The sequence below is a fragment of the Sphingopyxis sp. GC21 genome (genome assembly GCF_025727575.1).
Lineage (GTDB): Bacteria > Pseudomonadota > Alphaproteobacteria > Sphingomonadales > Sphingomonadaceae > Sphingopyxis > Sphingopyxis terrae_A.
The window spans coordinates 461,265-487,581 of sequence record NZ_CP095845.1 but is presented as its reverse complement, the minus strand read 5'-3'; the positions used below and the strand labels follow the sequence as shown (position 1 = coordinate 487,581).

Annotated in this window: 25 protein-coding genes; 13 read left to right on the top strand and 12 right to left on the bottom strand. The window is 65.3% G+C overall.

What is annotated here, in order from left to right; genetic code table 11:
• Positions 1-19: 19 nt before the first annotated feature.
• From MU856_RS02300 to MU856_RS02275, 6 genes are all read right to left on the bottom strand, one after another.
• Positions 20-1,768, bottom strand: a complete 1,749-nt coding sequence (locus tag MU856_RS02300; protein ID WP_263588283.1) for a hypothetical protein — start codon at positions 1,766-1,768, stop codon at positions 20-22.
• The gene (locus tag MU856_RS02295; RefSeq protein ID WP_062903139.1) at positions 1,765-2,787 is read right to left on the bottom strand and encodes an AAA family ATPase; all 1,023 of its coding nucleotides are present in this window, start codon (positions 2,785-2,787) and stop codon (positions 1,765-1,767) included. Before MU856_RS02295 ends, MU856_RS02300 begins: the two co-directional genes overlap by 4 nt.
• Before the next feature lie 14 nt (positions 2,788-2,801).
• Complete coding sequence (locus MU856_RS02290; protein WP_062901978.1) at positions 2,802-4,337, bottom strand: XrtA system polysaccharide chain length determinant; 1,536 nt, start codon at positions 4,335-4,337, stop codon at positions 2,802-2,804.
• Between the two features lie 53 nt (positions 4,338-4,390).
• A complete protein-coding gene (locus MU856_RS02285) occupies positions 4,391-5,047 on the bottom strand; it encodes an XrtA/PEP-CTERM system exopolysaccharide export protein (protein WP_058812850.1) in 657 nt (218 codons plus the stop codon).
• Positions 5,048-5,231: 184 nt separating this feature from the next.
• Positions 5,232-6,461 (bottom strand): pyridoxal-dependent decarboxylase, exosortase A system-associated, encoded by a 1,230-nt coding sequence (locus MU856_RS02280; RefSeq protein ID WP_263588282.1) that lies wholly within the window; start codon positions 6,459-6,461, stop codon positions 5,232-5,234.
• Positions 6,458-7,987 (bottom strand): acyl-CoA ligase (AMP-forming), exosortase A system-associated, encoded by a 1,530-nt coding sequence (locus MU856_RS02275; protein ID WP_263588281.1) that lies wholly within the window; start codon positions 7,985-7,987, stop codon positions 6,458-6,460. Before MU856_RS02275 ends, MU856_RS02280 begins: the two co-directional genes overlap by 4 nt.
• 35 nt (positions 7,988-8,022) lie before the next feature.
• Here MU856_RS02275 and MU856_RS02270 point away from each other — a divergent pair, with 35 nt between their 5' ends.
• From MU856_RS02270 to MU856_RS02255, 4 genes are read left to right on the top strand one after another with little or no spacing between them, the layout of a single operon-like run.
• The gene (locus MU856_RS02270; protein ID WP_062901975.1) at positions 8,023-9,024 is read left to right on the top strand and encodes a GNAT family N-acetyltransferase; all 1,002 of its coding nucleotides are present in this window, start codon (positions 8,023-8,025) and stop codon (positions 9,022-9,024) included.
• Complete coding sequence (locus MU856_RS02265; RefSeq protein ID WP_062901974.1) at positions 9,021-9,287, top strand: acyl carrier protein; 267 nt, start codon at positions 9,021-9,023, stop codon at positions 9,285-9,287. The genes MU856_RS02270 and MU856_RS02265 overlap by 4 nt, the downstream gene beginning before the upstream one ends.
• An 18-nt stretch (positions 9,288-9,305) precedes the next feature.
• Entirely contained in the window at positions 9,306-9,980 is a 675-nt protein-coding gene (locus MU856_RS02260; protein ID WP_263588280.1) for a hypothetical protein, read from the top strand.
• A complete protein-coding gene (locus tag MU856_RS02255) occupies positions 9,965-10,756 on the top strand; it encodes a hydrolase 1, exosortase A system-associated (protein WP_062901972.1) in 792 nt (263 codons plus the stop codon). The genes MU856_RS02260 and MU856_RS02255 overlap by 16 nt, the downstream gene beginning before the upstream one ends.
• Positions 10,757-10,993: 237 nt before the next feature.
• On the opposite strand, the gene MU856_RS02250 is transcribed toward MU856_RS02255, so the two are convergent.
• Genes MU856_RS02250 through MU856_RS02235 form a run of 4 tightly spaced genes read right to left on the bottom strand, consistent with a single transcriptional unit; the run spans position 10,994 to position 12,861 of the window.
• Complete coding sequence (locus MU856_RS02250; RefSeq protein ID WP_058812839.1) at positions 10,994-11,878, bottom strand: pirin family protein; 885 nt, start codon at positions 11,876-11,878, stop codon at positions 10,994-10,996.
• A complete protein-coding gene (locus tag MU856_RS02245; protein ID WP_263588279.1) occupies positions 11,878-12,249 on the bottom strand; it encodes a cupin domain-containing protein in 372 nt (123 codons plus the stop codon). The genes MU856_RS02250 and MU856_RS02245 overlap by 1 nt, the downstream gene beginning before the upstream one ends.
• Positions 12,246-12,605 carry a DUF2200 domain-containing protein gene (locus MU856_RS02240; RefSeq protein ID WP_062901971.1) on the bottom strand — a complete coding sequence of 120 codons (360 nt, stop codon included), beginning with the start codon at positions 12,603-12,605 and terminating at the stop codon, positions 12,246-12,248. The genes MU856_RS02245 and MU856_RS02240 overlap by 4 nt, the downstream gene beginning before the upstream one ends.
• A 7-nt stretch (positions 12,606-12,612) precedes the next feature.
• Positions 12,613-12,861 carry a BolA family protein gene (locus MU856_RS02235; RefSeq protein ID WP_062901970.1) on the bottom strand — a complete coding sequence of 83 codons (249 nt, stop codon included), beginning with the start codon at positions 12,859-12,861 and terminating at the stop codon, positions 12,613-12,615.
• 58 nt (positions 12,862-12,919) lie between these two features.
• Here MU856_RS02235 and MU856_RS02230 point away from each other — a divergent pair, with 58 nt between their 5' ends.
• The 3 genes from MU856_RS02230 to cobS all read left to right on the top strand — a co-directional run bounded on the left by MU856_RS02230 (position 12,920) and on the right by cobS (position 15,136).
• Positions 12,920-13,510, top strand: coding sequence for a DnaJ domain-containing protein (locus MU856_RS02230; protein WP_003049017.1), 591 nt, complete (start codon positions 12,920-12,922; stop codon positions 13,508-13,510).
• Positions 13,511-13,521: 11 nt separating this feature from the next.
• On the top strand, positions 13,522-13,959 hold the full coding sequence (locus MU856_RS02225) for a nuclear transport factor 2 family protein (protein ID WP_003049016.1): 438 nt from the start codon (positions 13,522-13,524) through the stop codon (positions 13,957-13,959).
• A 187-nt stretch (positions 13,960-14,146) separates the two neighbouring features.
• The gene (gene cobS / locus MU856_RS02220) at positions 14,147-15,136 is read left to right on the top strand and encodes a cobaltochelatase subunit CobS (RefSeq protein ID WP_003049013.1); all 990 of its coding nucleotides are present in this window, start codon (positions 14,147-14,149) and stop codon (positions 15,134-15,136) included.
• 31 nt (positions 15,137-15,167) lie between these two features.
• On the opposite strand, the gene MU856_RS02215 is transcribed toward cobS, so the two are convergent.
• Positions 15,168-16,244, bottom strand: a complete 1,077-nt coding sequence (locus MU856_RS02215; protein WP_234179720.1) for a DUF5694 domain-containing protein — start codon at positions 16,242-16,244, stop codon at positions 15,168-15,170.
• Positions 16,245-16,398: 154 nt separating this feature from the next.
• On the opposite strand from MU856_RS02215, the gene MU856_RS02210 reads away from it, so the two are divergent.
• Together MU856_RS02210 and cobT are read left to right on the top strand one after the other, a co-directional pair.
• Positions 16,399-17,592 carry an alpha/beta hydrolase gene (locus MU856_RS02210; protein WP_263588278.1) on the top strand — a complete coding sequence of 398 codons (1,194 nt, stop codon included), beginning with the start codon at positions 16,399-16,401 and terminating at the stop codon, positions 17,590-17,592.
• Between the two features lie 47 nt (positions 17,593-17,639).
• The gene (gene cobT / locus MU856_RS02205; protein WP_062901967.1) at positions 17,640-19,463 is read left to right on the top strand and encodes a cobaltochelatase subunit CobT; all 1,824 of its coding nucleotides are present in this window, start codon (positions 17,640-17,642) and stop codon (positions 19,461-19,463) included.
• Positions 19,464-19,937: 474 nt separating this feature from the next.
• Here cobT and MU856_RS02200 read toward each other — a convergent pair whose 3' ends face one another.
• Positions 19,938-20,792, bottom strand: a complete 855-nt coding sequence (locus MU856_RS02200) for a hypothetical protein (RefSeq protein ID WP_238929647.1) — start codon at positions 20,790-20,792, stop codon at positions 19,938-19,940.
• Positions 20,793-21,045: 253 nt separating this feature from the next.
• On the opposite strand from MU856_RS02200, the gene MU856_RS02195 reads away from it, so the two are divergent.
• The 4 genes from MU856_RS02195 (at position 21,046) to MU856_RS02180 (ending at position 26,307) form a co-directional block, all read left to right on the top strand.
• Positions 21,046-22,692 (top strand): acetolactate synthase large subunit, encoded by a 1,647-nt coding sequence (locus MU856_RS02195; RefSeq protein WP_202988252.1) that lies wholly within the window; start codon positions 21,046-21,048, stop codon positions 22,690-22,692.
• Between the two features lie 98 nt (positions 22,693-22,790).
• A complete protein-coding gene (locus tag MU856_RS02190) occupies positions 22,791-24,224 on the top strand; it encodes an aldehyde dehydrogenase family protein (RefSeq protein WP_062901964.1) in 1,434 nt (477 codons plus the stop codon).
• A gap of 144 nt (positions 24,225-24,368) precedes the next feature.
• Positions 24,369-25,250, top strand: coding sequence for a UDP-2,3-diacylglucosamine diphosphatase (locus MU856_RS02185; RefSeq protein ID WP_062901963.1), 882 nt, complete (start codon positions 24,369-24,371; stop codon positions 25,248-25,250).
• A 7-nt stretch (positions 25,251-25,257) separates the two neighbouring features.
• Positions 25,258-26,307: a glycosyltransferase family 4 protein gene (locus MU856_RS02180; protein WP_263588277.1), complete on the top strand. Its 1,050-nt coding sequence runs from the start codon at positions 25,258-25,260 to the stop codon at positions 26,305-26,307.
• Positions 26,308-26,317 lie beyond the last annotated feature (10 nt).

Genomic DNA, 26,317 nt, shown 5'->3' with positions numbered 1-26,317 from the left:
ATAATCCCGTTGTGCTGGATCAGAAGTTGTAACGCAGGCCGACGAGCGCCGATCCGATAAGCTGGCTGTTGAAGCCATCTTGGTCGAAGGCGTTGAGTCCCGCCGCCGCCGTTCCGGTCAGGCCGCGCCAGAAGCGCCGCGAATAGGCCGCCGAGATACCGGCCGACTGGACGTCGGACGCGCCAGGCGAACCATTGTCGAAATAGTTGAGGTAGCCCGAAATGCTGAGGTCCGACGAGGAATCGAGCTGGCGCCCGGCGGAGACGAAAAGATAATAGGCCTCGTCCACCGTGCCGTTGATCGCGCCGAGTACCGATCCGGTCGGCACCAGCAGCTTGCGGCGGTCGTATCCCGCACCGACACCATAGCTCCAGCGGCCATAGCGCGACGACAGGATCGCCTGCACGCCGCTGCTGCGGAACTGCGCGGTTGTCGTATTGGCAAGCTGCGGGGCAAGGCATCCGCCACTCTGCTGCCCGAAGACGCAGGCGTTCACATCGCCGCTGATCGGGTTGCGCGTCGGGTCGAACTGCGTCGGCAGCGCCGACAGCCCTGTGGTCAGCCCGCGCCCGAAGCTCGAAAGTCCGTCATACACGCCAAGCTGGAACAGCGTCCTGTCGTCGGGACGATAGGCGAAGCTGCCGGTATAGACCGTGTCGCCATAGCGGCGGCCGACGCGTGCGGTCAGTGAGGTGCGCGGGCTCGGGCGCCACATCACGCCTGCATCCCAGATCAGCCCGTCGGTGTCGAACGAGAGCTGTCGGGGCTGCGACGTGTCGGTGACAAAACGGCCGTTCGAATCGCGCACCGGCACCCCATTGGTGTCGAGCAGCGGATCGCGCTGGCTAATCTGGACCTTTTCATAGCCCACGCCGCCCAGCAAGGCGACGCTGGGGCTGATCGGCACCGTAACGTCCGCGCGGGCATCTTTGCCCTCGAACCGCTGGTCGAGCTGATTGCTATCCTCGCGCTCATAGCCGCCCGAAACCTGCCAGCCGAAGGGCAGATCGCCCGGACGCTGGCCGAGGCTGGCCCAAGCGACATGGTTGGTCGAGCTGTCATAGGCATCGCCGACCGGAACGCCCGGTGCGAGCACCGCGGGCGTATCGATGTCGACCTTCGTATAACCGAAACGATAGCCGGCTCCGAAGTCGAGGTTGCCGATGCGCTTGGTCAGCGTCGGACCGGCATAGATGGAATAGAGATTGGCGACATTGTTCGCGCCGCCGATGAACAGGCCGCTATCGGCGCCCCGACCGTCGGCGCGCGCACGGGTCGCAAGCGCGCCGCCTTCGATATTGAAGCCCTGCATCAGTTCGAGGCGCGCCCGCGCGAGACCGCTGAGCACGTCGGCATCTCCAAGACCGCCCGATTCCCCAAAGCGATGTTCGTAGCGAATCGTGGCTGCCGCCTCGGCGCGGCGCGTCGCGATCACCGCATCGACCCCGGCCGCTACGGTCGTGTAGGTGAGCACGTCGCCGCCATTCTTGAGCTCGGCAGTGAGTACCTGGCCGATCTCGAGATAGGGGCTGACCTCGACCTGGCGGCGCTTCTTCTGCTTCTCGGCGCGCTTGCCGCCCTTGCGGTCGCTTTCGCCGGACGCCGCACCCGAAGCCGGGGCAGCATTGCTTGCGCCCGAGCCCGAGCCCGAGCCCGAACCGGAACCGCTGTCCTGCGACCATTGGGCCTGCGCGCCCGTCGCCGTGCCGGCGAGCAACAACGCCGCGATTGCGGCCACGCCGCGCAAATAAGTCCGGTCGCGCATCATGACGCGCCTCCCTGTCCGTAATAGGTGCCGAAGCGGCGGCCGCCCGGCGAGAATTTCACCCCGTTGAGGAGCAGCTGGATATGCGGGCAACCGCCCATCAGCCCGACCGCATCTCGCAGCGAGGATTCGAGCGTCTGATCGGCGCGCACCACGATGATGAGCTGGCCGACATGCCCCGCGAGCACCGCGGCCGGCGATGCGGCGAGAACCGGCGGTGAATCGAGGATGATGATCCGCCCCGGCGCACCCTGTTCGAGCTGCGCGAGCAGCGTCTCGGTTCGGGCCGATGCCAGCAGTTCGGTGTCGTGCATATGCTGCGTTCCAGCAGGCATGACCTTCAGTCCCGGAATATCGGTCTGGATCAGGCAGTCGCCGAGCGGCAAGTGCGGATCGGCGAGCGCGTCCATCAGGCCCGGCCCATCGGGCAGCCCCAGCGTTTCGAGGACGCTGGGTTTGGCAATGTCGGCATCGATGAGCAGCACGTCATGATCGGCCTCGACCGCAAGGCTGAGCGCCAGATTGACCGCGGTAAAGGTCTTACCCTCGCCCGGATTGGCCGATGCGATCAGTACGCGGTGACCGCGCGGCACGACGGGACGGTTGGCGGTGCCCGCGAAGTTGCGAATGATCTCGCGCTTCACGATACGATATTCTTCGGCGATGCCGGTGACAGGCGCGCCAGGTACCACCATCCCGCGCGCCGCGAGCCGCTCGCGATCGATCTTGCCCTGCCGGTTGGCGGCGATCGCCGGGGCGGCGCGCGCCACCTCCTTGCGCGGCGATGCCTTTGCCGCGGGCGCGGACGTGGTCTCGACCGCCGGTACCGGCGCTTCGGGCGGCAGGATTTCGGGCTGCGGCGCTTCGGCGGCAGGCTTTGCCCTCTTCCCCTTGCGCTCGGGTTCGGGCGGAAGCTGCGACACGTCGATCGTCGGGGCATGCTTCGCGGGATCGAGGCCGAACATGTCGGCCGCGCGTTCGAGCAGCGAGGGCTGGCGCTTGACGGGGCGTTGGTCGTTCATGTCCTTTTCCTCGCTCACGCGACCATGCCACGCTGGACGAATTCGGCGACCAGCAGCAGCGCATAGAGGCCGACGAGCGCCGCGCCCCCGCTGGCAAGCCAGACAAGCCGCTTGCGCCGCTCGACGTGCCGGTCGGGCGTCACGACCTCGGTGATCGATCCGATGACGGGAAGTCCGCTCGCGCGCTCGAGCTTCGCGGCGGTAGCATAGCTTGTGCGCACCTGCGCCAGGCCGAAAGCCGCGCCGATGCCGCCGCCAATCCCGGCGAGCAGGACGAGCGTCAGGAACAGCGGGCGATTGGGCGCCGCAGGGCTGGTCGGCTTCGACGGCGGATCGAGCAACTCGATCCGGATCGCGTCGGTTTCGGTCTGCACGTCGCCGCGCAGCCGCACCTGTTCGCGCTGCGCGAGCAGCTTGTCATACTGTGCCTTCTGCGCCGTATATTCGCCGTTGATCCGGTCATATTCCGCGGCAATGCCCGGGTTCTGGATCTGCTGCGAGGTGATGCGCGCGATGTCGCCAGTGAGCTGCGCCTTGCGCGCCGACAGCGCGCTGACGGTGGCCTGACGCTCGGCGCGCATCGCGGCCAGCGACGAATAGGCGGGGTTCTGCATCCCGCCGCCACCGCCATTGCCTTCGCGGTCGGCCTGCGCCTTGAGCGAGGCGATCTGGCTCTTGAGCGCGATCACATCGGGGTGCGCGTCGGTCAGCCCGCGTGCGCGCATCGATGCAAGCTCGTTCTGCGCGCCCGCAAGCTGCTGCCGCGCGACGCCGCCGCCGACACCGCCTGCGCCCGGCACCGTCGCGGGGGTCGAGGCGAGCTGGCCGTTCGCGGCCGCCAGCGCCGCCTGCGCCGCAACCAGTTGTGTTTCGATCTGGCTGAGTTCGGCGCGCGCCGCATCGACGCGCTGGGCGGGCGATCCGGCGCCGCCCGGAATCAGGCCGATATTCTGCGCCTCGAACGCGGCGCGCCGCCCCTCGATCTCGCGCAGCGATTTTTCGCGGTCAGCGATCTGCGAATCGAGGAATTTCAGCCCCTCGCGTGCATCGACGCGGCCCCCGCGCAACTGATCGTCGCGAAAGACGGTGATCAGGCTGTCAAGCACACCGCTCGCCAGCTTGGCATTGTCGGCGTCCGACAGGCTGCCGATGCCGACGCTCGACGTGATTTCGAAGATATTGTCCTGCTGCGGCACGATCTTGATATTCTTTTGCAGCATCGCGACCGCGCCCGCTTTCTCGCGCTCGCCCGCACCCGCCGGGATCAGGCCGGTGGTCGTCGCGACCTTCTCCAGATTGCGCGCGCTGGTCAGCGTTTCGCGAATCTGGTCGATCTGCTGGCGCCCGCCGAACGATCCGCCCTGCGCATCGTCGGGCAGGATCTGGTTCACATCGACGAGCAGGCGCGCGCGGCTGTCATAGCGGTTCGGGATCGACGCGATCGCCAGCCAGCCCAGGATGCAAATGCCCCAGGCGACCGCGAGCACGAGCCAGCGCCGCGTCCAGACGCTGTGCACCGCAACCCGGAATTCGTCGTAAAGGCCGTTCATCGCTTGTCGTCAGTCCTTGCTGGGCAGTGGCGGTCGGGGGCGCGCAAACGCCGTCAGAACATGCTTTCGGGGATGATGATGACGTCGCCCGGCTGAAGCTTGACGTTCGCCTTGATGTCGCCGCGCTTGATCAGGTCGTTGAGGCGAAGCCCATATTCATGCTGCTTGCCGCTGCCCTTGTCGAAGCGGACGAGTCGCGCCTTGTTGCCAGCGGCATAGTCGCCGAGACCGCCGACCGCGATCATCGCGTCGAGCACGGTCATGTTCGCGCGATACGGAATCGACGCCGGCTTTTCGGTGGCGCCGACGACGCGCACCTGCTGCGAGAAGGTGCTGTTGAAGCTGGTGACGATCACGCTGACGATGGGGTCGGTGATATATTGGCTGAGCGCGAGCTTGATGTCCTGCTGGAGCATCGTCGGCGTCTTGCCGACCGCGGGCATGTCGGTGATCAGCGGCGTGGTGATCCGGCCATCGGGACGCACCTGCACCTTGCCGCCGAGTTCGGGGTTGCGCCACACGAAGATCTGCAGCTCGTCGAGCGGCCCGATGATATATTCCTCGCCGGGCCCTTCCTGGTTCGCGACGAAATTGGCGCTGGGAAGCTGCGGCGCGGTGGTGCCGGCCCCCATGCACCCGGTCAGCGCGGTCGCGGCGATGCCGGAAATCAGCGCGGCGCGGGCGGCGCGAAGCGAGGGGAAGGACGTCATGTTCAATTCACCTTTCGAGCGGACGGGTGCCGCCGCGGCGCCAATCCCCGCAGCAACAGCCAATGCGTCAGGGTCAGCCATGCTGGAAAAGGGTGAACATACCGTTAGTATTGGGATAAGTTGTGTCCGCGCTTGTCGCACATTGTGCCGCTTCGGCACAAAATTTAACCGCGTTCGGTAAGGTTCAGACGAGCATCTCGAGCGCCGGCCCCTGTCCGAGGAATGCAGCGGGGCTCGCCGAGGCGCCATAGGCGCCCGCCTGGAACAGCGCGATCAGATCGCCGACATCGGCGCGCGGCAAGCCAACCTGATCGCCCAGCCGGTCGAGCGGGGTGCACAGACAGCCGACGACTGACACGGTTTCGACGGCCTCGCGGCCGAACCGGCCGGCAACCGCGATCGGATAGTTGCGCCGGATCACCGTCCCGAAATTGCCGCTCGCGGCGAGCTGGTGATGCAGTCCTCCGTCGGTGACGAGGAAAGTTTCGCCGTGGCTGACTTTCCGGTCGACGACGCGCATGAGATAGACCCCGGCCTCGGCGACGAGCCAGCGGCCGAGTTCCATCGCAAAGCCGCTCTCTGCCAGCGCGGCGCCTCGCGCGCCGAGCGTTTCGGCGAGCCGCGCCCCGACCGTCGCAGCGTCGACCGCGCGGTCGCCGGGGAAATAGGGAACCCCCATGCCGCCGCCCAGGTTGACGAGCGGCGGCGTGGCGCCGACCGCCTCTGCAAGCCGCGCCGCGAGCGCGACCGTCTGCGCCTGCGTATCGGCGATCGCATCGGCATCAAGTGCCTGCGATCCTGCGAAAATATGAAAGCCGCGCCAATCGGCGCCGGCATCGATCAGCGTGCGGACCAGCGCCGGCACCGCGTCGGCATCGACCCCGAACGGCTTGGCGCCGCCGCCCATTTTCATGCCCGATCCCTTGAGGTCGAAATCGGGATTGACGCGCACTGCGAGCCGAGGCCGCGTCCCGATACGGTCGGCAATGGCCAGCGCCCGTGCCCCCTCCCCCGCCGATTCGAGATTGAGCGTCGCGCCCGCTACAATCGCCGCTTCCAGTTCGCGGTCGCGCTTGCCGGGGCCAGCGAAGCTGATGTGTTCGGCCGCCATGCCGCTCGCCAGCGCCAACGCCAATTCCCCGCCGGATGCCACGTCGAACCCGTCGACGATGGTCGCCATATGCGCGAGTAGCGGCGCGAAGGGATTGGCCTTCATCGCATAATGGAGCTGCACCTCACGGGGCATTGCGGCGCGCCATTCGGCGGCGCGCGCGGTCAGCATCGCGCGGTCATAGACAAAGAGCGGCGTGTCGCCCGCCGCCTCGGCGAGGGCATCGGCACGCCGGCCCCCTATGCGCAGCATGCCGTCGGCGTCGGCAGCAAAGCCGGGCAGGATCGGGCCGTGCGGCTTCATGCCGCCACCCCTTCACCCCATTCGGCCGCGATCGCGACGCGGTCGAGCTTGCCATTGGGATTGCGCGGCAACGCCTCGCGCCACTCGACTGCCTTGGGCTGCATGAAGTTGGGGAGCGTCCGGCGCAGTTCGGCGGCGAACGCCTCGCGGTCCGCATCGGCCTTGCCGCGCACGATCAACTGGATCGCAGCGCCCAGCCGCGCGTCGGGCACGCCGAAGGCGACGGCTTCATAGACCATGCCGGTGGCAACGGCGGCATCCTCGACCTCGGTCGGGCTGACGCGGTTGCCCGCGGTCTTGATCATCGCATCGTCGCGGCCGACGAAATAGAGCAGGCCGTCACCATCGCGGCGCACCGTGTCGCCCGACCACACGGCGATGCCGCCCCACGCCGATGCGGCAGGCGCCGCGCGGAAACGCTCGGCGGTGCGTTCGGCGTCGCGCCAATAGCCCTGCGCGACGAGCGGCCCGCAATGGACGAGCTCGCCCGCTTCGCCATCGGCGGTGATGCTGCCATCGGGTCGGCAGACGAGGATTTCGGCGTGCGGAATCGCACGGCCCATCGAGGTTGGATGCGCGGCGACGAGCGCCGGGTCGAGCCAGGTCGACCGGAACGCTTCGGTCAGGCCGTACATCGGATAAATGTCGGCCTCGACAAAAGTCGCGCGCATCGCGTCGATCAGCGACGGCGTCAGTGCGCCGCCGCTGTTGGTCAGGCGGCGCAGCGATGCGGCGACATCCACCGGCCAATCGACCTCGACCAGTTGCACCCATAAGGGAGGCACCCCGGCAAGCGTCGTCGCGCCGTGCCGCGCCACCGCCTTCACCACATCGCGCGGCGCCAGATAATCGAGCGGCGCCACCGCCGCACCTGCATACCAGGCCGAAAGAAGCTGGTTCTGGCCATAATCGAAGCTGAAAGGCAGCACCGCCAGCACGCGATCATCGGCGCCAAGCGCCAGATAGGTCGCGACACTCTCGGCACCAAGCCACAGATTGGCGTGGTTGAGCATCACGCCCTTGGGCCGCCCGGTCGATCCGCTGGTATAGAGAATGGCGACCAGATCGCCGGGATCGCCCGCCGAAGGGGGCAAGCGCTCCGGATGGCCGTCGATCGCCGCCTCGACCGCAGTCAGATCGCGCAGCGCACAGCCGCCGGGAAGGCCGTCGCCCAGCATGTCGGCCCGCGCGCGATTGGTAAGCAACAGCGCTGCGCCGCTGTCGACCAGAATATGCGCGACCTGCGGCGCCTTCAGCAGCGGATTGACCGGCACATGGATCAGCCCGGCGCGCGCCGCGGCGAGCGGCATCAGGCAGGCGGCGCGCGTCTTCGCGCTCCAGCTCGCCACCCGGTCGCCGGGCCGGGCGCCCGCGGCGCGCAGCCATGCCGCCAGCCGGCCGACACCCGCATCGAGATCGGCAAACGACATCGGCGCGTCGCCGATGAGCAGCGCAGGCGCATCGGCCGCGCCGCGCAGCGCGAGATGGTCGAGGGGGTATGAGGGCGGGTTTTCGGCTTTGGTCATCGGCTGTTAGGACAGTGGTGATAGAGCGCCGCACCATGGATGGGAACGGTGAACATCACGCTAATGATGCCAAGCTGCCCGCCGCAGCACGCGGCATGGGCCATGCTTCGCCGTTCGACCGTCCCCAATGGTTCGACCTGCTCGCCGCGCACGGATTTGCCGGAGAAGGCCGAATCGATGCGGTGGGCTCCGCAGGCGAAACCGCGGCGTGGCTACCGCTTCGGCGTGAAAAATCGGGCGCGGTTTCCGGGCTTGCCAACTGGTACAGCTTTGCGATCCGCCCGCTTTATACCGGCCAGGGCGACCATATGGCGGCGCTGCGCGACCTGTTCGCACGCGCCCGCGCCGAGGCCGCACGCCTGACGATCTATCCCGTGCCCGATGCCGAAAAGGACAGCATCGCAACCGCGATGCGCGCCGCCGGATGGTGGGTGCGCGCGGTGCCGGCGGGCGATCGCCACTGGCTCGACCTGACGGGGCTCGATCATGACGGCTGGTGGGCCACCCGCCCCGGCGCGCTGCGCAGCACGGTCCAGCGCAAGGCGAAAAAGAATATTGTCGCGATCGAGATTCTGACCGCATTCGACGCCGATGCCTGGGCGGCCTATGAGCATATCTACGCCGCGAGCTGGAAGCCCGAAGAGGGCAACCCCGCTCTGCTCCGCGCCTTTGCCGAAGAAGAAAGCGCGCGCGGCACCTTTCGCATGGGGCTGGCGCGGATCGACGGCGAAGCGGTGGCGGCGCAATATTGGACGGTGGAGGACGGCACCGCCTTCATCCACAAGCTCGCGCATGTCGAGGACAGTCTGAAGGCATCGCCCGGCACCCTGCTTTCGGCGGCTCTGTTTCGCCATGTCATCGCGGTCGATGGCGTGCGCCGTATCGATTTCGGGACGGGCAACGACGCCTACAAGCGCGACTGGATGAACCGGCACGAGCCCTTGTGGCGATTGGAGGCTTTCAATCGCGGGCGCATCGCGGCATGGGGACCGGCATTGAAGGCCTTTGCCCGTTCGCTGCTCAGGAAAGACCCATGACCGAAGTCCATAAAGTCGACGCCACCCTTCGCGCCCTGCTCGCCGACGTCCTCGGCCTTGGCGCCGAACGCGCGGCAGCGCTGACCGAAGACAGCGGCCTGTTCGGCGAACTGCCCGAATTCGATTCCATGGCCGTCGCAACCGTGCTGACCGAGATGGAGGACCGTCTCGGCATCCTGATCGACGATGACGACGTCGACGGCGAAATCTTCGAAACCTATGGCAATCTGCTGCGCTTCGCCGAACGCAAGGTTCAGGGCTGACCGACATGCGAGGGGCGAATGGACGAGCATAGGCTTCGCATCGCGCCCGTCGGCACGCCCCGCGCGACGATCCTGGTCGCGGCCCCCTTGTTCGAGGAAGCGAACCGCAGCCGCCGCACTATCGTACGCGCGATGCGCGCCTTGGCGGCGCAAGGTTTCGCCGCCGTGCTTCCCGACCTGCCGGGCCAGAATGAAAGCCCCGTCGCGCTCGCCGATGTCGATTTGAACCGGTGGCAGAGCGCCTTTGCCGAGACGGCCGGTGAAATAGAGGGGCCGATCATTATCGCCGCGCTGCGCGGCGGCGCGCTGATCGACCATCAGGCCGCGGCCGCCGCATGGTGGCGGCTGGCGCCCGTCGGCGGCAGCTCGCTGCTCCGCACCCTGCTGCGTGCGCGCGTCAGCGCCGATCGCGAGGCGGGCGTGACATCTTCGCTCGACAGCCTTCAGGAACAGGCGAAAAGCGAGCCCTTGCTGCTCGCCGGCAATTGCTTGTCGCCGGCGATGGTCGCGTCCCTCGCGACAAGCGAGCCGCAGGCGGTCACGCCGCTGCGCACTGTGGCGCTGGGCAGCGGCGACGAAGCGATTGCCGGCACGCCGCTGTGGCTGCGCGCCGAACCGGGCGAAGACGCCGCCATGGCTGACGCGATGGCGGCCGACATCGCCGCATGGAGCCGGACATGCGGCATCAGCTGACCTTCCTCTGCGAAGGCGCGGCGCTGGCCGCAAGCTTCGACGATGCGCCGGGCACGACCGGGCTGCTGATCGTGTCGGGCGGCAACGAGATTCGCAGCGGCGCGCATCGCGGCATGGCGATGCTGGCACAGCGGATCGCGGCGGCGGGTCACCCGGCCTTTCGCTTCGATCGCCGCGGGATCGGCGACAGCGAAGGCGAGAATGGCGGCTATATGCACAGCGGCCCCGACATCGCCGCCGCGATCGCCGCGTTTCGCACGGCCGCGCCGCACGTCACCCGCATCATTGCCTTCGGCAATTGCGATGCCGCGAGCGCGCTGCTGCTGCACCAGCCGCTCCCACTCGACGGTCTGATCCTCGCCAATCCGTGGACTTATGATGATGCGGAATCGGATGCAGGCGAACAGCCGGCGCTGCCGCCAGCCTCGGCGATCCGCGCACGCTATCTGGCGCGGATCAAGGATCCGAAAAGCCTGCTGCGCCTGCTGAAGGGCGAGATCGATATCGGCAAACTGGTCCGCGGCCTGTCGGCGATGAAACGGACGCCGCAAGCCGCCGCACCCGACAGCCTCGCCGCGCGCCTCGACGCGGCGATGACCGCGCTGGCTTGCCCCGCGACGATCCTGCTCGCGACCGGCGACCGCACCGCGCAGGCATTCATCGCGCATTGCCGGCCCGCAAACATCCCGGTCAAGCGTCTCGACAGCGCGTCGCACAGCTTCGCGGGCGGCGACGCGGACTGGCTGTTTGCAAGGATATTGGAACGGCTGCGCTGACGGCGGCTTTGGGATCGAATGCGGACATTGCCACTTCCCCACCCGCTCACCCTGAGCTTGTAGAAGGGTGAACGGAGTGTGGTAGGCGAGCCTATTCGCCTTTCGTCATCCCGGACTTGATCCGGGATCCATTGTTCCGACGCTGCGTGAATGGATCCCAGATCAAGTCCGAGATGACGGTGAAGAAAGTCGTTCGGCGCGACCCGCGAAAGGTAGGCCCTGCAAGCTCGCAATCGATCACGGATAGCCCGGCGTCTTGGGCGCGTCGGGCAGCGGGATGAATTCTTCGCTGTCGCCCGCGACCAGCGGGAAATTGCCGTCCTTCCAGTCGTGCTTCGCCTGATTGATCCGGTCGCGCGAAGAGCTGACGAAATTCCACCACAGGTGCCGCGGGGTGCGGAAGGCTTCGCCGCCGAGCAGCATCACGCGCGCGTCGGTGGCGGCGCGCAGCGTCATCGCCTGCCCCGGCTTCAATATATAGAGGCTGTAACGGTCGAGCGCTTCGCCATCGAGGGTCGCGTCGCCCATCGCGACCAGCACCGCCCGCTCATCGGCCTCCGCCTCAATCGGCAGGCTGGCTCCCGCCGCCATCAATATGTCAGCATAGATGGTCGCGGCGTGCTGGGTGATCGGCGATGTCGCGCCCCATAGCGTCCCCATGATCACGCGTGCCGACACCTTGCCGTCCTCAATCAGCGGCAGATCTTCCTTGGCGACATGTTCGAACGCCGGGTCGATCTCTTCTTTGCCGTCGGGCAGCGCCAGCCACGTCTGCATGCCCGAGATCGGCGATCCGGTCGCGCGTTCGGCCGCGGGCGTGCGCTCCGAATGGACGATGCCGCGCCCGGCGGTCATCAGGTTGCACGCGCCCGGCCGGATCGTCGCCCACGTACCAAGACTGTCGCGATGGTCGATCGCGCCTTCGAACAAATAGGTGACGGTGGCGAGGTTGATGTGCGGATGCGGGCGCACGTCCATCCCCTGCCCGATGTCGAAATGCGCCGGTCCGAACTGATCGACGAAGATGAAGGGGCCGACCATCGTCCGCTCCTTGTTCGGCAGCGTGCGCCGCACATCGAAAGCCCCGATGTCATGGGTCGAGGGGGTAATGACGGTGAACATCAGCCGATCCTTTCCAGCCTGTTGCGCGTCTTGTCGGTTTCGACCGTGCCGGTGTTGCGCGTCGATCCCGGTTCGAGCAGCAGCACATGGCACTCGCCGTCCAGCGCCTCGGGGCAATGTTCGGTTCCGTGCGGCACGATGATGAATTCGCCCGGCCCGACGATCACGTCGCCGCTACGCAGGCCCATCTTCATCCGGCCCTGCACCACCAGAAACAATTCATCTTCCGTTTCATGGTGATGCCAGTCGAACTTGCCTTCGAATTTGACCAGCCTGACCTGAAAATCATTGATGTCGCCGGCGACACGCGGGTTCCAGTGATCGTGGAAGGTCGCAAAGGCTGCGGCGAGGTTGACCTTGCCGATCGTCATGGCGCGGGCGCCCGCAATATCTTGTCCATCGCCTTGCCCTTCGCCAGTTCGTCGATCAGCTTGTCGAGATAGCGTATCTCGCGCATCAGCGGATCGTCGATTTCTTCGATACGCACGCCGCAGATGACGCCGCGAATCTGCGTGCGTGCCGCATTCATCGCCGGCGCGCCCGCGATAAAGCCGGCGTAATCGGTGCCGGCCGCGAGCAAAGCCTCGAGCTCCTGCTGGCAGTAGCCGGTGAGCCAACCGATAACCTGATCCACCTCGGCCTTCGTTCGTCCCTTGCGTTCGGCCTTGGTGACCAGCAGCGGGTAAACCTTCGCGAAGCTCATCCGATAGATGCGATGCTCGGTCATCCGCGCCTCATTCGCCCGGCGCGAGCGCCCGGATCGCCAGCGCGTGAACGCGGTTGCCCGGCATGTCGCCGAGCGCCTTGTTTACTGCCCGCTGGCGCGCGACGCGGGTCTGGCCCGCGAAGCCCGCCCATCGGATCGTCAGGCTGAAATGCGATTCGCCGCTGCCGTCATCGCCGGCGTGGCCGTGATGCGCCGCGCTGTCGTTATTCAGGGTGAAATCGGCGTCGGGGAAAGCCGCGGCGAGCAGCGTTTCCATTTCGCGTTGGGCTGGACCTTTTTGCGTCATGCCTCCATGTTGGGAGCAGATACCCAGCATGACAAGCCCCCGCTCCCCCCGATTCCACGGCCGCGTTCCGCGTGAGGCCCCTTGCGCGGTTCCCGGCTGCCAAGAGCCCGGCGAATTTCGCGCCCCCGCTTCGCCGCACCGCTCGCCCGACGGACCGCCACCCTATCGCTGGCTGTGCCTCGACCATGTTCGCGAATTCAACGCGGGCTATAATTATTTCGAGGGCATGAACGCCGACCAGATCATGGCCGCGCAGTCGCCGACCGCGGGTTGGGAGACCGAAAGCCGCACCTTTCGCGCTGCCGGCAGCGCCGACCTGCCGCCGCGCTGGGCCGATTTCAAGGATCCGATGGATGCTCTCGGCGCGCGCTTTCGCCAGCGCATGGACGAGGCGCGGCGCGAAGCCGCCGACCCGCGCTTCACCCGCGAGGAGCATCGCGCGCTGCAGCTGATGGGGCTCGCCACCGATGCCGACCGCGCGGCGCTGCGCCGCCGCTACAGCGAGCTGGTGCGCAAATATCACCCCGACCGCAACGGCGGCGACCGCAGCCATGAGGTGCGGCTGGGCGAAGTCGTCGCGGCCTATCAATTGCTGCGCAAGGCCAGGCCATTTGCATAGGAGAGGCACGGATGAGCGAACTCGACGCGGCGCGGATCGAAACGGTGAAACGCCATATGGCGCTGGAGATCACCCACGACTGGGACGGAGTGATCGCGACATTCGATCATCCACGTTACGAACTGCTCGGCCCCGGCACCGTCTTTGACGGCGAGGCCGCAGTGCGATCCTATTTCGCCGCGTCGCGCGAACCCTTTCCCGATCAGGCGAACGAGATCATCGCGATCGCCGCCGACGCAGCGACCGACACGGTGCTCGTCGAATTCTGGCTGACCGGCACGCACCTCGGCCCGCTGAAGCTGGGGCTACGAACCGTCGAGCCGACGGGCAAGGCGTTTCGCATTCGCATGGCGGCGAGTTTCGAATTCGCCCCCGGCAGCGACCGGATCGTCTGCGAGCGCCCCTATTACGACCAGTCGGCGGTGATGAAGGCGCTTGATCTGTTCTGAATAAGGCGTTGCATGGGGCAACCCATCGCGATACCGCGCTCCCAAGGTCGGCGGTACCCCGCCGACTCCTCTTCCCCGTCACCCTGAACTTGGTTCAGGGTCCATTCAGCGCTCCATTTCAGACGGTGCGCCGAATGGATGCTGAAACAAGTTCAGCATGACGAGCATGAAACTGATGGACGCGATCATGACCGATATTCCGAACAGCCTTCCCGACCATCATGGTTCGACGCTGCTGGCAGCGCCCGATACCGAGGTCGATGCGCGCGAGCTGTTCGGGGTCGACATCGACATGAAGGTGCCGGCGTTCAGCGAATCCGACGAGCGGGTTCCCGACCTCGACCCCTCCTATGTCTTCGACGGCGACACCACGCTCGCGATCCTCGCGGGCTTCAAATATAACCGCCGCGTCATGGTGCAGGGCTATCACGGCACCGGCAAATCGACGCATATCGAACAGGTGGCGGCGCGGCTGAAATGGCCGTGCATCCGTATCAACCTCGACGCGCATATCAGCCGCCTCGACCTTGTCGGGCGCGATGCGATCGTGCTGCGCGACGGCAAGCAGGTGACCGAATTCCGCGAAGGCCTGCTCCCTTGGGCGTTGCAGACGCCGACCGCGCTCGTCTTCGACGAATATGACGCGGGGCGGCCCGACGTAATGTTCGTGATCCAGCGCGTGCTGGAAGCCGAAGGCAAGCTGACGCTGCTCGATCAGAACCGCGTCATCCGCCCGAACCCGCACTTCCGCCTGTTCGCCACCGCGAACACCGTCGGGCTGGGCGACACGAGCGGGCTCTATCACGGCACGCAGCAGATCAACCAGGGCCAGATGGACCGCTGGAACATCGTTGTGACGCTGAACTATCTGCCCGCGGCGACCGAGAGCGAGATCATCCTGAAGAAGGTGCCGGGTACCGACGATGCCACCGTCGCCAATATGGTGAAGGTTGCGGATCTGACGCGTCAGGGCTTCGTCAACGGCGATATCTCGACTGTCATGTCGCCGCGCACCGTCATCAGCTGGGCCCAGAATGCGGCGATCTTCCACAGCCTGGGCTTCGCCTTCCGTCTGTCGTTCCTCAACAAGTGCGACGAGGCCGAACGGATGATCGTCGCCGAATATTATCAGCGCGTGTTCGGCGAAGACCTGCCCGAAGGCGTCGTCGGCAAATAAGGCGAGAGAGCGCGCGCCTTTCCCCTCCCGTTCAGCGCAGCACCGCCTCGGCATCGACGAGCCGGATGTCGTGCATCATGTGCAGATAGGCTTCGAAATAGCCCTTGTGCGACGCGCCGACGATGACGAGCGCACGCGCACCGGGCTGCGCCGCCATCGCGGCGCGGATATTGGCGACCATGCGCAGGTTCCGCGTTTCCCACCAGCCGGTGTAGTAGCGGCCGTAATGCTGCGGCGACGGCTCGGCGAGCGCGGCACCGAAATCGCTGTCGAACGCCATCCGCGTCGCCTCCGGGCTGTTGTAGGCGCGATAGAGGGCGAGCACGCCGTCACCGTCGAGCCGCTTTCTGAGGTCGGCGTCGATAGCGCTGCGCTTCGCGGTCACCGGATTGTCCCAAGCGCGCTGGATCGCTTCGCCATAACCCGCTTCACCCGAGACGCGATTGGTCGCCGCATCGGCGCTGTGATCGTCGACCGAATAGACACGCTCGAGCCCCAGCCGCGCGGCGAGCGCCGCGCCGATCAGGAAATTTTCGTTGCGACGCGTCGTCAGCATCGTCAGCCGTTCGGCCAGCACCGCATCGAGCCCGTCGCCCGCGCGCCGTTCGGTCGCGGGCAAGCGCAGCCATTGGACCAGCGCCGATGCCTGCTCGCCGCCGGCCAGGAAAACCGCGGCGAGATGCCGGCGCTGCGCCGCGGTGGGCTCGGCGGGCCAGTCGGCGAGGAGCCGCTCCGCCTCGACCGTCGCTGCCGGAACGTCGAGCCCCGTCGCCGCGCGCGCAGGTTCGGGGCTCCAGCAATAATCGTCATACACGCCGGGATAGATCGGCTTGTAGCGCAGCAGCATCTCGCAATCGGGGCCCGAGAGCCCTTCGATGGTGACGATCTGCGGCTGCCACGCGGCGAGCCTGGCCAGCAGCGGGTCGAGGGCTTTGGCATCGAAATCCTTGGGAAAGCCAGACAGGTGCGGCGATCCGAGCACGAGCGCCTGCCCCGGCTCGCCCGCGACAGTCTGCTTGAGCCGGCTCGGGTCGAAGCTCGGCTCATAGGCGGGAGCCGCGGGCGCGGCGGTTGCAGCGAGCATCAGCGCGGCAAGTGCGAACATGATTTTCCTTCCCTGTCGCTGCACGGCCAACCGCGCGCAGCGGAGCCACTATAACAACGTGTATTAATTCATCAATACAGCCTGAAGCCGCACTTCGCGCTTCCAAAGCCCGCTGCGCTCTGCCAGCGTCGCCGCCATGATCCGGCGATTCCCGCGCATGCCCCGCCTCCCCAAGCGCCTGTTCGCTTTCGCTCTCGCCTTCCCGCTTGCAGGATGCGCGACCGCGGTCGATTATGGCAAGGTTCCGCATTCGGCCTATGTCGCCGACGCACGCTGCACCGCGCAGGCCGGGGCGGAGGTCGATACCGCGGCGTTGCCGCTCTTCTTCGTCACGAGCCGCCTTCCCGATTGCCGGACGCCCGACATCCGGCTGACCAACAATCGCGGCGACCGCATCCGCTATGGCCGCTTCGCCGCGCCGCACGACAGAAAGGTCGACGGCAAGACGCGCTTTCTGACCCCGCTTGCGTTTCAGGAGGCGGGCGACTGGTGGGCGGGTCTGCAGGCCGAAACCGATCGCCGCCAAGGCCGCGTCCTCCTTTATGTCCATGGTTATCGCGAGACGTTCGAAACGACGTCGAAGGATGCGGCGCAGATCGCGCGGATGACGGGATTCGACGGGCCGATCGTCGAATATAGCTGGCCGTCGCAGGGCAAGCTGCTGAGCTATGCCGTCGACGAAACCAACATGTATCATGACGTGCGCAATTTCCGCCTGTTCCTGAAGGCGCTGGCCGAGCGTCCGTGGGTAAAGGAAATCGTCGTCGTTTCGCACTCGCTCGGCGCGCGGTTGGTGATACCCGCAATCGCCTATGTCGACCGGACGGCGCCGAGCGCGGACAGCAGCAACATTTCCAACATCATCCTCGCCTCGCCCGATTTCGACCGCGAGACGTTCGAGCGCGACATTGCGAACGACGTACTCGCCACCGCGCGGGTCGCGCGCGACCGACGCATCACCGCCTATGTGTCGCGCAGCGACAAGGCGCTGGCCGCATCGCGCGCGCTGCACGGCTATCCGCGGCTCGGCTCTCCCTATTGCTTCGATCCGTTCGAGGCGGCCGATCTGCGCGCAAAGGGCCTGCCCGAACGCTGCTACGCCGCCGCCATTCCGGGCCTGACGATCGTCGACACCACCGACATTTCGCGCGGATCGACGGGGCACAGCGATTTCCTGCGCAGCGCGCTCGCCTGTATGGATTTTGTCGACATGATCCGCGACAAGCGCAGCCGGCCCGAACGCACGCCCACGCATCTCGCCCATGTCTTTCGCCTCGCCCCCGATCCACAGGTGCCGAGCCGGCTCGACGAGACGATTTGCAACCGTCTCCCCGATGGCGACACGGATTAGAGCCGATGCTCTTCCTTCGTCGGTGAAAGCCCGTTAGAGCCGATTCGATGTCCGGCCAGTCTCCCCTCGACGATTTCAAGACCGCGCTGTCGAGTGTAGCGCGCGCCGTGACGCGCGATGCCGAGGTCGAGGTGGGTTTCACCGCTGACGCGCCGGTACAGATCGGCAAGCAGATCAAGGTGCCGACCCCGTCGCGCACCCTTCCGCCCGATCAGGTGGCCGAGGCGCGCGGCTTTGCCGACAGCTATGCGCTGCGCATGAAGCATCATAGCGACACGGTGCATGCCGCAGCGCGACCGGTCGAACCGCTCGCCGCCGCGGCCTTCGATGCGATGGAGCGCGCGCGGGTCGAGGCGCTGGGCGCCCGCAGCATGGCGGGTATGCGCGCCAATCTGCGCGCCAGCCTGGCCATGCGGATGCGCAGCGACCCGATCAGCCGCGCGCAGGATCGCGGCGAAGTCCCGATATCGAGCGCGCTCGAACTGATGCTGCGCGAGGCGCTGACCGGCGAACAGGCGCCGCAGGGCACCGAAACCGGGCTGTCGCTGGTGCGCGAGTGGATCAGCCAGGACGCCGGCGCCGACCTGACCGCGCTCGCGATGTTGATCGACGATCAAGCCGCCTTTGCCGAAACCGCGCGGCTGGCGCTGCGCCACCTCGACCTGATGCAGGCCGACGACCCGCTGGAGGAAGGCGCCGAGGACGGCGGCGAGGACGATCAGACCGAAGCCGAAGAGAGCCAGGAAGAACAGGAAAGCGAGGACGGCGGCACCGGCGAGAGTCAGGTCGACGCGCGCGCCGAAATGTCGGGCGATCAGGCCGACGATGGCGAAAGCGATCCCGACGCGCAGGAAATGGAAGCCGACGGCGAGCCGGAGATGGGCGGCGAAGGCGACGAGGGCATGTTGCCCGTGCGGCCCAACCGCCTGCCCACCGACGTTCCCGATTTCAACTATGTCCGCTTCACCGAGAAGCATGACGAGATCGTCGCCGCCACCGAATTGTGCGACGAAGAGGAATTGACGCGGCTGCGCGCCTATCTCGACCAGCAGATGACGCATCTGCAGGGCGCGGTGACGAAGCTCGCCAACCGGTTGCAGCGCCGCCTGATGGCGCAGCAGAACCGCGCCTGGGATTTCGATCAGGAGGAAGGCCAGCTCGACGCCTCGCGTCTTGCCCGCATCGTCGTGTCGCCGGGCCATTCGCTGTCCTACAAGATCGAGCGCGATACCGATTTTCGCGATACCGTCGTCACGCTGCTCCTCGACAATAGCGGGTCGATGCGCGGGCGGCCGATCAGCATTGCGGCGATCAGCGCCGATATTCTGGCCCGCACGCTCGAACGCTGCGGCGTGAAGACCGAGATTCTGGGCTTCACGACGCGGACGTGGAAGGGCGGGCAGAGCCGCGAGGACTGGCTCGCCGCGGGACGCCCACCGCACCCCGGCCGCCTCAACGACCTGCGGCACATTATCTACAAGCCCGCCGACGAACCCTATCGCCGCGCGCGCAAGTCGCTCGGCCTGATGATGCGCGAGGGGTTGCTGAAAGAGAATATCGACGGCGAAGCGCTGATGTGGGCGCACGCCCGCATCGTCAATCGGCCCGAAGAACGCCGCATTCTGATGGTGATCAGCGACGGCGCGCCGGTCGACGACAGCACGCTGTCGGTCAATCATGGCGCCTATCTCGACCAGCATCTGCGCCAGGTGATCGATTGGATCGAAAAGAAATCGCCGGTCGAGCTGTGCGCGATCGGCATCGGCCACGACGTAACGCGCTATTACAGCCGCGCGGTCACGATCATGGATGCCGAGCAATTGGGCGGCACGATGGTCGAACAATTGGCGGGGTTGTTCGACATAGAATGAGCGTAGCGGAGGGGGGGCGCTAGCCTGAGCAGTCCGGAGAGCTCGCTCGCCCCGCTGCCCACCGCTTGAACGATACGTCTATTGCCTCAAGCATAACGGTTGGATCATCGCGCAAATCTCGCCCTTTGATTTTGGCTTCGCCTTCCCACGACTTTTCGCACAACGACCCCGATGCGGAACTCCATTCTACCTGGATTCTAAGTTGGGATTTTGGCGCCTTCCCAATGCCCATGTACGCCGTGCACACGCTTGCCTCGATACTGACAATGCTAGGGAGGGCGTCATCCGTGCCAACACGCTCAGCCACATTGCGTCGAGACGGAAGCGCGATGTCGCGCGCCTTAAGGGCTCCCGCCGGAACGCAAACCAAGCCTTTTTTACGCCCCCTACCTTGCGTTCACCCTCGATCGCCAAATCTACTGGTAACTGGTCTCCGGTTCCCGCGAGCATCAAAAAAAATAGGGAAAAGCAACATCATTTAACCGTGAAATCAAACACACGAGCTGTCATTGCACCACCGACCGCAGCACCAGGCATCGCTTGGATGAACCCATATTCTCCGGGAGAAAGGTCGACTGTCGGCGTAACTTTATAGACGCCCGGACGAACCAGATCATAATCGAAAGACAGACGATCCTTGTCCATTACCCCCATTTTGCTGCCACCGATATTCATGCTTCCGACCCTTGCCTCACGTCGCCCCTTCTTTGGCATCAGCCCGATCAGAGAAAATTCGTTAGGCGACGCCGCAGCGGCCACCGTGGCGCCCGCCCACGGACTGACATTACTGGCTGTGGCCGGATTGGACTCGTCAAAAAAGAAGTAGAAGATGGGCCGTTTCGAAGGGGTGATGGTCCGCGCGCTTTCGTTAGCGATCGCAACCTTTATGCTCATGGACGCGATGCCCCCGGTAAGCGCATACCCAAAAATGCCACCTGTCTTCGCTTGATTTGAGACCGTGTAGTCGATCCTGTGCATCCGGGGCGCGGCATCACTTTGAAGAATATACAACCCAGCAGGGTGAGGTATCATCGGATCAGGCGAGTCGAGCGACAGTGACGAAGGTGGCGGCGCCTTCGCGGCATTCCGTTCAATCATCGCCGCGATTACCGATCCGGTAATGCCCTTGCCACTAAGTTGGATCAACGCATCGGTGGATGTATCAAATTCCGCATCCTCATTCGCGATCTTTGCGATGATCGCCTCGTCGCTGATGCCGGCATTGTGGAGCAATACGATGGTGTCGTTCGACAGCGTCTCCGCTTGGGCGGGATAGGGGGCAAGAATGACCAACCCAGTAACCGCAAGATAATTTGCAAAACGCCCCACAATATCCCCCTTAAAAACTTACAGGCGCCGATTGCCACGAAGGGATGTGACCAACAAGAGCAATTCAATCACTTTTGGATGTGCTTGAGCGCTGGTGACAACCCCTTCGCTGCCGGTTACACATTGCCGCCGGCGCCGCAGGGACTCGCAGCCCCACGACGGGACTCGCTACGCCGATTGACGGGCCGATGGTCGCCGGCACGGGCTTGGGCCGCACCGATTTGGGGTGCGCTGCTGAAGGGGGCGAGTGACCGTGAAAAAAGCATCTGACCTGTTCATCGAATGTCTGGAAGAAGAAGGCGTCGAATATATCTTCGGCGTTCCGGGCGAGGAAAATCTCGACTTTCTCGACAGCCTGTCGCGTTCGAAAAAAATCAAGCTGATCCTGACCCGCCATGAGCAGGGGGCGGGCTTCATGGCCGCGACCTATGGCCGTCACACCGGCAAGACCGGCGTGTGCCTTGCGACACTGGGGCCCGGCGCGACCAATTTCGTCACCGCTGCCGCCTATGCCCAGCTTGGCGGCATGCCGATGATGATGATCACCGGGCAGAAGCCGATCAAGAAATCGAAGCAGGGCCGGTTCCAGATCCTCGACGTCGTCGCGATGATGGGGCCGATCACCAAATATACGCACCAGATGGCCTCGTCGGACAATATCCCGAGCCGCGTGCGCGAGGCTTTCCGCCTCGCGGAGGAAGAAAAACCCGGCGCGGTGCATATCGAACTGCCCGAGGATATCGCCGACGAACATACCGAAAGCCTGCCGCTGAAGCGCAGCCATTCCCGCCGCCCCACCGCCGACGTCAAATCGATCCGCGAGGCGGTGAAGGCGCTCGAAAGTGCGAAGGCGCCGGTACTGGTAATCGGCGCGGGCGCGAACCGCACGATGACCAGCCGGATGCTGCTGCAGTTCATCGAAAAGACCGGCATCCCCTTTCTGACCACCCAGCTCGGCAAGGGCGTGATCGACGAGCGGCATCCGAAATTCCTCGGGTGCGCGGCGCTGTCATCCGGAGATTTCGTGCACCGCGCGGTCGAGGCGTCGGACTGCATTGTCAACATCGGTCACGATGTGATTGAAAAGCCGCCCTTCTTCATGCAGCGCGGCGGGCCCACCGTTATCCATGTGTCCACCAAGACCGCCGAGGTCGATCCGGTCTATTTCCCCGGCATCGAGGTCATTGGCGATATTGCCAATGCGATCTGGCAGATGAAGGAGGATATCGTGCCGAACGGCGGATGGTCGTTCGACCATATGCTCGCTTATCGCAAAGCCGAGGTCGAGCATACCGCCCCGCTCGCCGCCGACACGCGCTTCCCGATCTTTCCGCCGCATCTGGTGCAGCAGGTCCGCGACGCGATGCCCGACGACGGCATCATCTGCCTCGACAATGGCGTCTACAAGATCTGGTTCGCGCGCGGCTACACCGCCTACCGCCCGAACACCGTGCTGCTCGACAATGCGCTCGCGACGATGGGCGCAGGCCTGCCCAGCGCGATGATGTCGGCGATGGTCTACCCCGACCGCAAGGTCATGGCGATCTGCGGCGACGGCGGTTTCATGATGAACAGTCAGGAGATGGAGACCGCGGTCCGCTTGGGGCTCAACCTGACCGTGCTGATCCTCAACGATTCAAGCTATGGCATGATCCGCTGGAAACAGGCGAATATGGGGTTCAAGGATTGGGGCCTGACCTATGGCAACCCCGATTTCGTGAAATATGCCGAAAGCTATGGCGCGCACGGCCACCGCGTCGAAAGCGCGGCGCACCTCAAGGAACTTCTTGCGCATACGCGCGATACTCCCGGTGTGCACCTGATCGATTGCCCGGTAGATTATTCGGAGAATGACCAGATTTTGAACATCGACATCAAGAAGCTGTCGAAGGAACTCTGACGGTCGCGAAACCCGTTCGCCCTGAGCTTGTCGAAGGGCCGTTTTTGTCTTCAAGGAAGGACAGGGCTTCGACAGGCTCAGCCCGAACGGAGTAAGAAATGCAGCTCAAGGACGTCTACCCGCTCTATCTCAACAACAAGGCGGTGCAGCCGAACACCGACCTCAAGGTGATCGACAAATTCACCGGCGAAATCGCTTTCTGTACCGCACTGGCGACCCCCGATGTCATCGATGAAGCCATCGCCGGCGCGGTGCGCGCCGCCGAGCCGATGGCGCGGCTCGCGAGTTACGAGAAGCAGGATGTCCTCAATCATTGTGTCGCGCGCTTCAAGGAACGCTTTGACGAGCTTGCCTATGCGCTGTGCGTGGAAGCGGGAAAGCCGATCGCCGACAGCGAGGGTGAGGTCGGGCGCCTGATCGACACCTTCCGCATCGCCGCCGAAGAGGCGACGCGCAACTATGGCGAGATCCAGCCGCTCGACATATCGGCGCGCGCCAAGGGCTATATGGGGATGTGGAAGCGGGTGCCGATCGGCCCGTGCAGCTTTATCTCGCCGTTCAATTTTCCGCTCAACCTTGCGGCGCACAAGATCGCGCCCGCGATCGCGATGGGCTGCCCCTTCGTGATGAAGCCCGCCTCGATGACGCCGCTGGGCGCGATCATCATGGGCGAAGTTCTGGCGGAATGTGACATATTGCCCGAAGGCGCGTTCAGCATCCTGCCCGCGAGCCGCGACGGCGCCGATCTGTTCACCACCGATGACCGGCTGAAATTGCTGAGCTTCACCGGCTCGCCCGGCGTCGGCTGGGACCTCAAGGCCAAGGCCGGCAAGAAAAAGGTCGTGCTCGAACTCGGCGGCAATGCTGCCGTGATCGTCGACAAGGACGCCGAGCTCGATCATGCGCTCGCGCGGATCATCTTCGGTGGCTATTACCAGTCGGGGCAAAGCTGCATCCATGTGCAGCGCGTCATCATCCACGCCGACATCTACGACCGTTTCCGCGATATGCTTGCTGCCAAGGTGAAGACGCTCAAATCGGGCGATCCCAAAAAGCGCGACACCTTCATCGGCCCGATGATTTCGGCAAAGGAAGCAGAGCGGCTCAAGGGCTGGATCGACGACGCCGTCGCGGCCGGGGCGACGTTGCTCGCCGGTGGCGGCTGCGGGGGCAATATGCTCGAGGCGACACTGCTCGAAAATGTGCCCGAGGGGGCGGACGTGGTGCGCGAGGAAGCCTTCGGCCCGGTGGTCGTCCTGTCGCGCTTCACCGACTGGAACGCCGCACTGGCGGAGGTCAACGACAGCAAATTCGGCTTGCAGGCCGGGATCTTCACCCGCGACATTCACAAGATATTGGAAGCGTGGGACGACCTCGACGTCGGCGGCATCGTCGTCAATGACGTCTCCTCCTACCGCGTCGACAATATGCCCTATGGCGGGGTCAAGGATTCGGGCCTCGGGCGCGAGGGCATCCGTTTCGCGATGGAGGATATGAGCGAAATCCGCAACCTGGTGATCCGGCGCGTCTGATCCTCGATAAACTGCGTCTGGAAACGGCCAATAGTCACCGAACCGCCGCAAAACATTCTTCAAACTGTCGCGGCTTTGATTCGCCGCATGTAACAAAACTCGTGTCTAGGCCGTGGGCAGCCAAGGCTGCCTACGGAGTGAGACATGGCCTCGATCTCGACCCTGCCGATCCCGAACCGCTTTCCCGATCCCTTCACCACCGAACCGCATGTGCCCGAGCGGGTTATCGGCGAACGGCGCAATTACCGCACCGTGTGGGTCAGCGACATCCACCTCGGCACGCGCGGCTGCAACGCCGGGCTGCTGATCGACTTTTTCGACCATGTCGATTGCGAGACGCTTTATCTCGTCGGCGACATCATCGACGGCTGGCGGCTGAAGAAGCGGCACTTCTGGCCGCCCGAGCATAATGACGTCGTCTGGCGCGTGCTGAAGCGCGCGAAGCGCGGCACGCGCGTCGTCTATGTCCCCGGCAATCACGACGAGATGGTCAAGCCGTTCGACGGCTTCGATTTCGGCGGCGTCGAAATCCGGCGGGAGGCGGTTCACGAGACCGCCGATGGCCGAAAGCTGCTGATCGTCCACGGCGACGAATTCGACGCGGTAATGCTCGCGCACCGCTGGCTCGCCTTTGTCGGCGACGCGGCCTACACCGCGCTGATGAAGTGCAATGTGGTCGTCAACGCGGTCCGCAGCCGCCTCGGCCTGCCCTATTGGTCGCTGTCGATGGTCGCCAAGCACAAGGTCAAGAACGCCGTCCAGTTCATCGGTCACTATGAAGAGGTGGTCGCCCATGCGGCGCGCTCGCGCGGGGTCGACGGGGTAGTGTGCGGCCATATCCACAGCGCCGAAATGCGCGCGATCGACGGCGTCGATTATTACAACGACGGCGACTGGGTCGAAGGTTGCACCGCGCTGGTAGAACATCATGACGGCCGGATGGAAATCCTGCACTGGGCCGAAGAATTCGCCGCACGCGAATCGCCGGCACCGCTCGGCCTACCCGCTGCCGCCAAGGCCGCGTGAGCGCCGCATGCGGATATTGATCGTTACCGACGCCTGGGAGCCACAGGTAAACGGTGTCGTGCGCACGCTGCAGGCGACGATCGCCGAGTTGCGCGCGCTGGGGCATGTCGTCGGGGTGATCTCGCCCGATCTGTTCCGGTCAATCCCCTGCCCGACCTATGGCGAGATCCGCCTGGCCTTTGCGGGCAAGCGCGCCGTCGCACGGCGCATACGCGCCTTCGCTCCCGAGGCGATTCATATCTCGACCGAGGGACCGCTCGGCCTTGCGGCGCGGCGCTGGTGCATCGATACCGGCTTTCCCTTCACCACCGCCTATCACACGCGCTTTCCGGAATATGTCGCGGCGCGCATCCCGGTGTCGCCGCAGTTCGTGTGGCGCTTTATCCGCTGGTTCCATCGCCCCGCGCAGCACATCATGGTCGCAACGCGCTCGCTGAAACGCGAGCTTGCGGAGCAGGGTCTTGGGCAGACGATGATGTGGGAACGCGGCGTCGATCACGCCCTCTTTCATCCCGATCGCACGCCCCATCCCGATTTCGCGGGCCTCGCCCGCCCGATCCAGCTCTATGTCGGCCGCGTCGCGGTGGAAAAAAACATCGAAGCCTTCCTCGAAGCCCGACATCCGGGAACGAAGGTGATCGTAGGGGACGGTCCGGCGCTCGATGATCTGCGCGCCCGCTTTCCGGATGTCCGCTTCCTCGGCAAGCTCGGCGGCGAGCGTCTTGCCGGCGCCTATGCCGGGGCCGACGTCTTCGTCTTCCCCAGCCGTACCGACACCTTCGGCCTTGTCGTCATCGAAGCGCTGTCGTGCGGCACGCCGGTCGCGGCCTATCCCGTTGCCGGCCCGGCCGACATCGTCACCGACGATGCTGGCGCTCTCGATACCAATCTCGATCGTGCGATCGCGCTGGCACTGACACGCGATCCGGCCCGCGCCGCGGCCTTGGGCCAACGCTACAGCTGGCCGAACTGCACCCGGCAGTTTCTGCGCGCACTGACCTTCGTGCCCGCCGAATCCGCATCGGCGCCGGCCACGGTTTCGGCCCGCCTGGTTTAGAGTGAGTCAG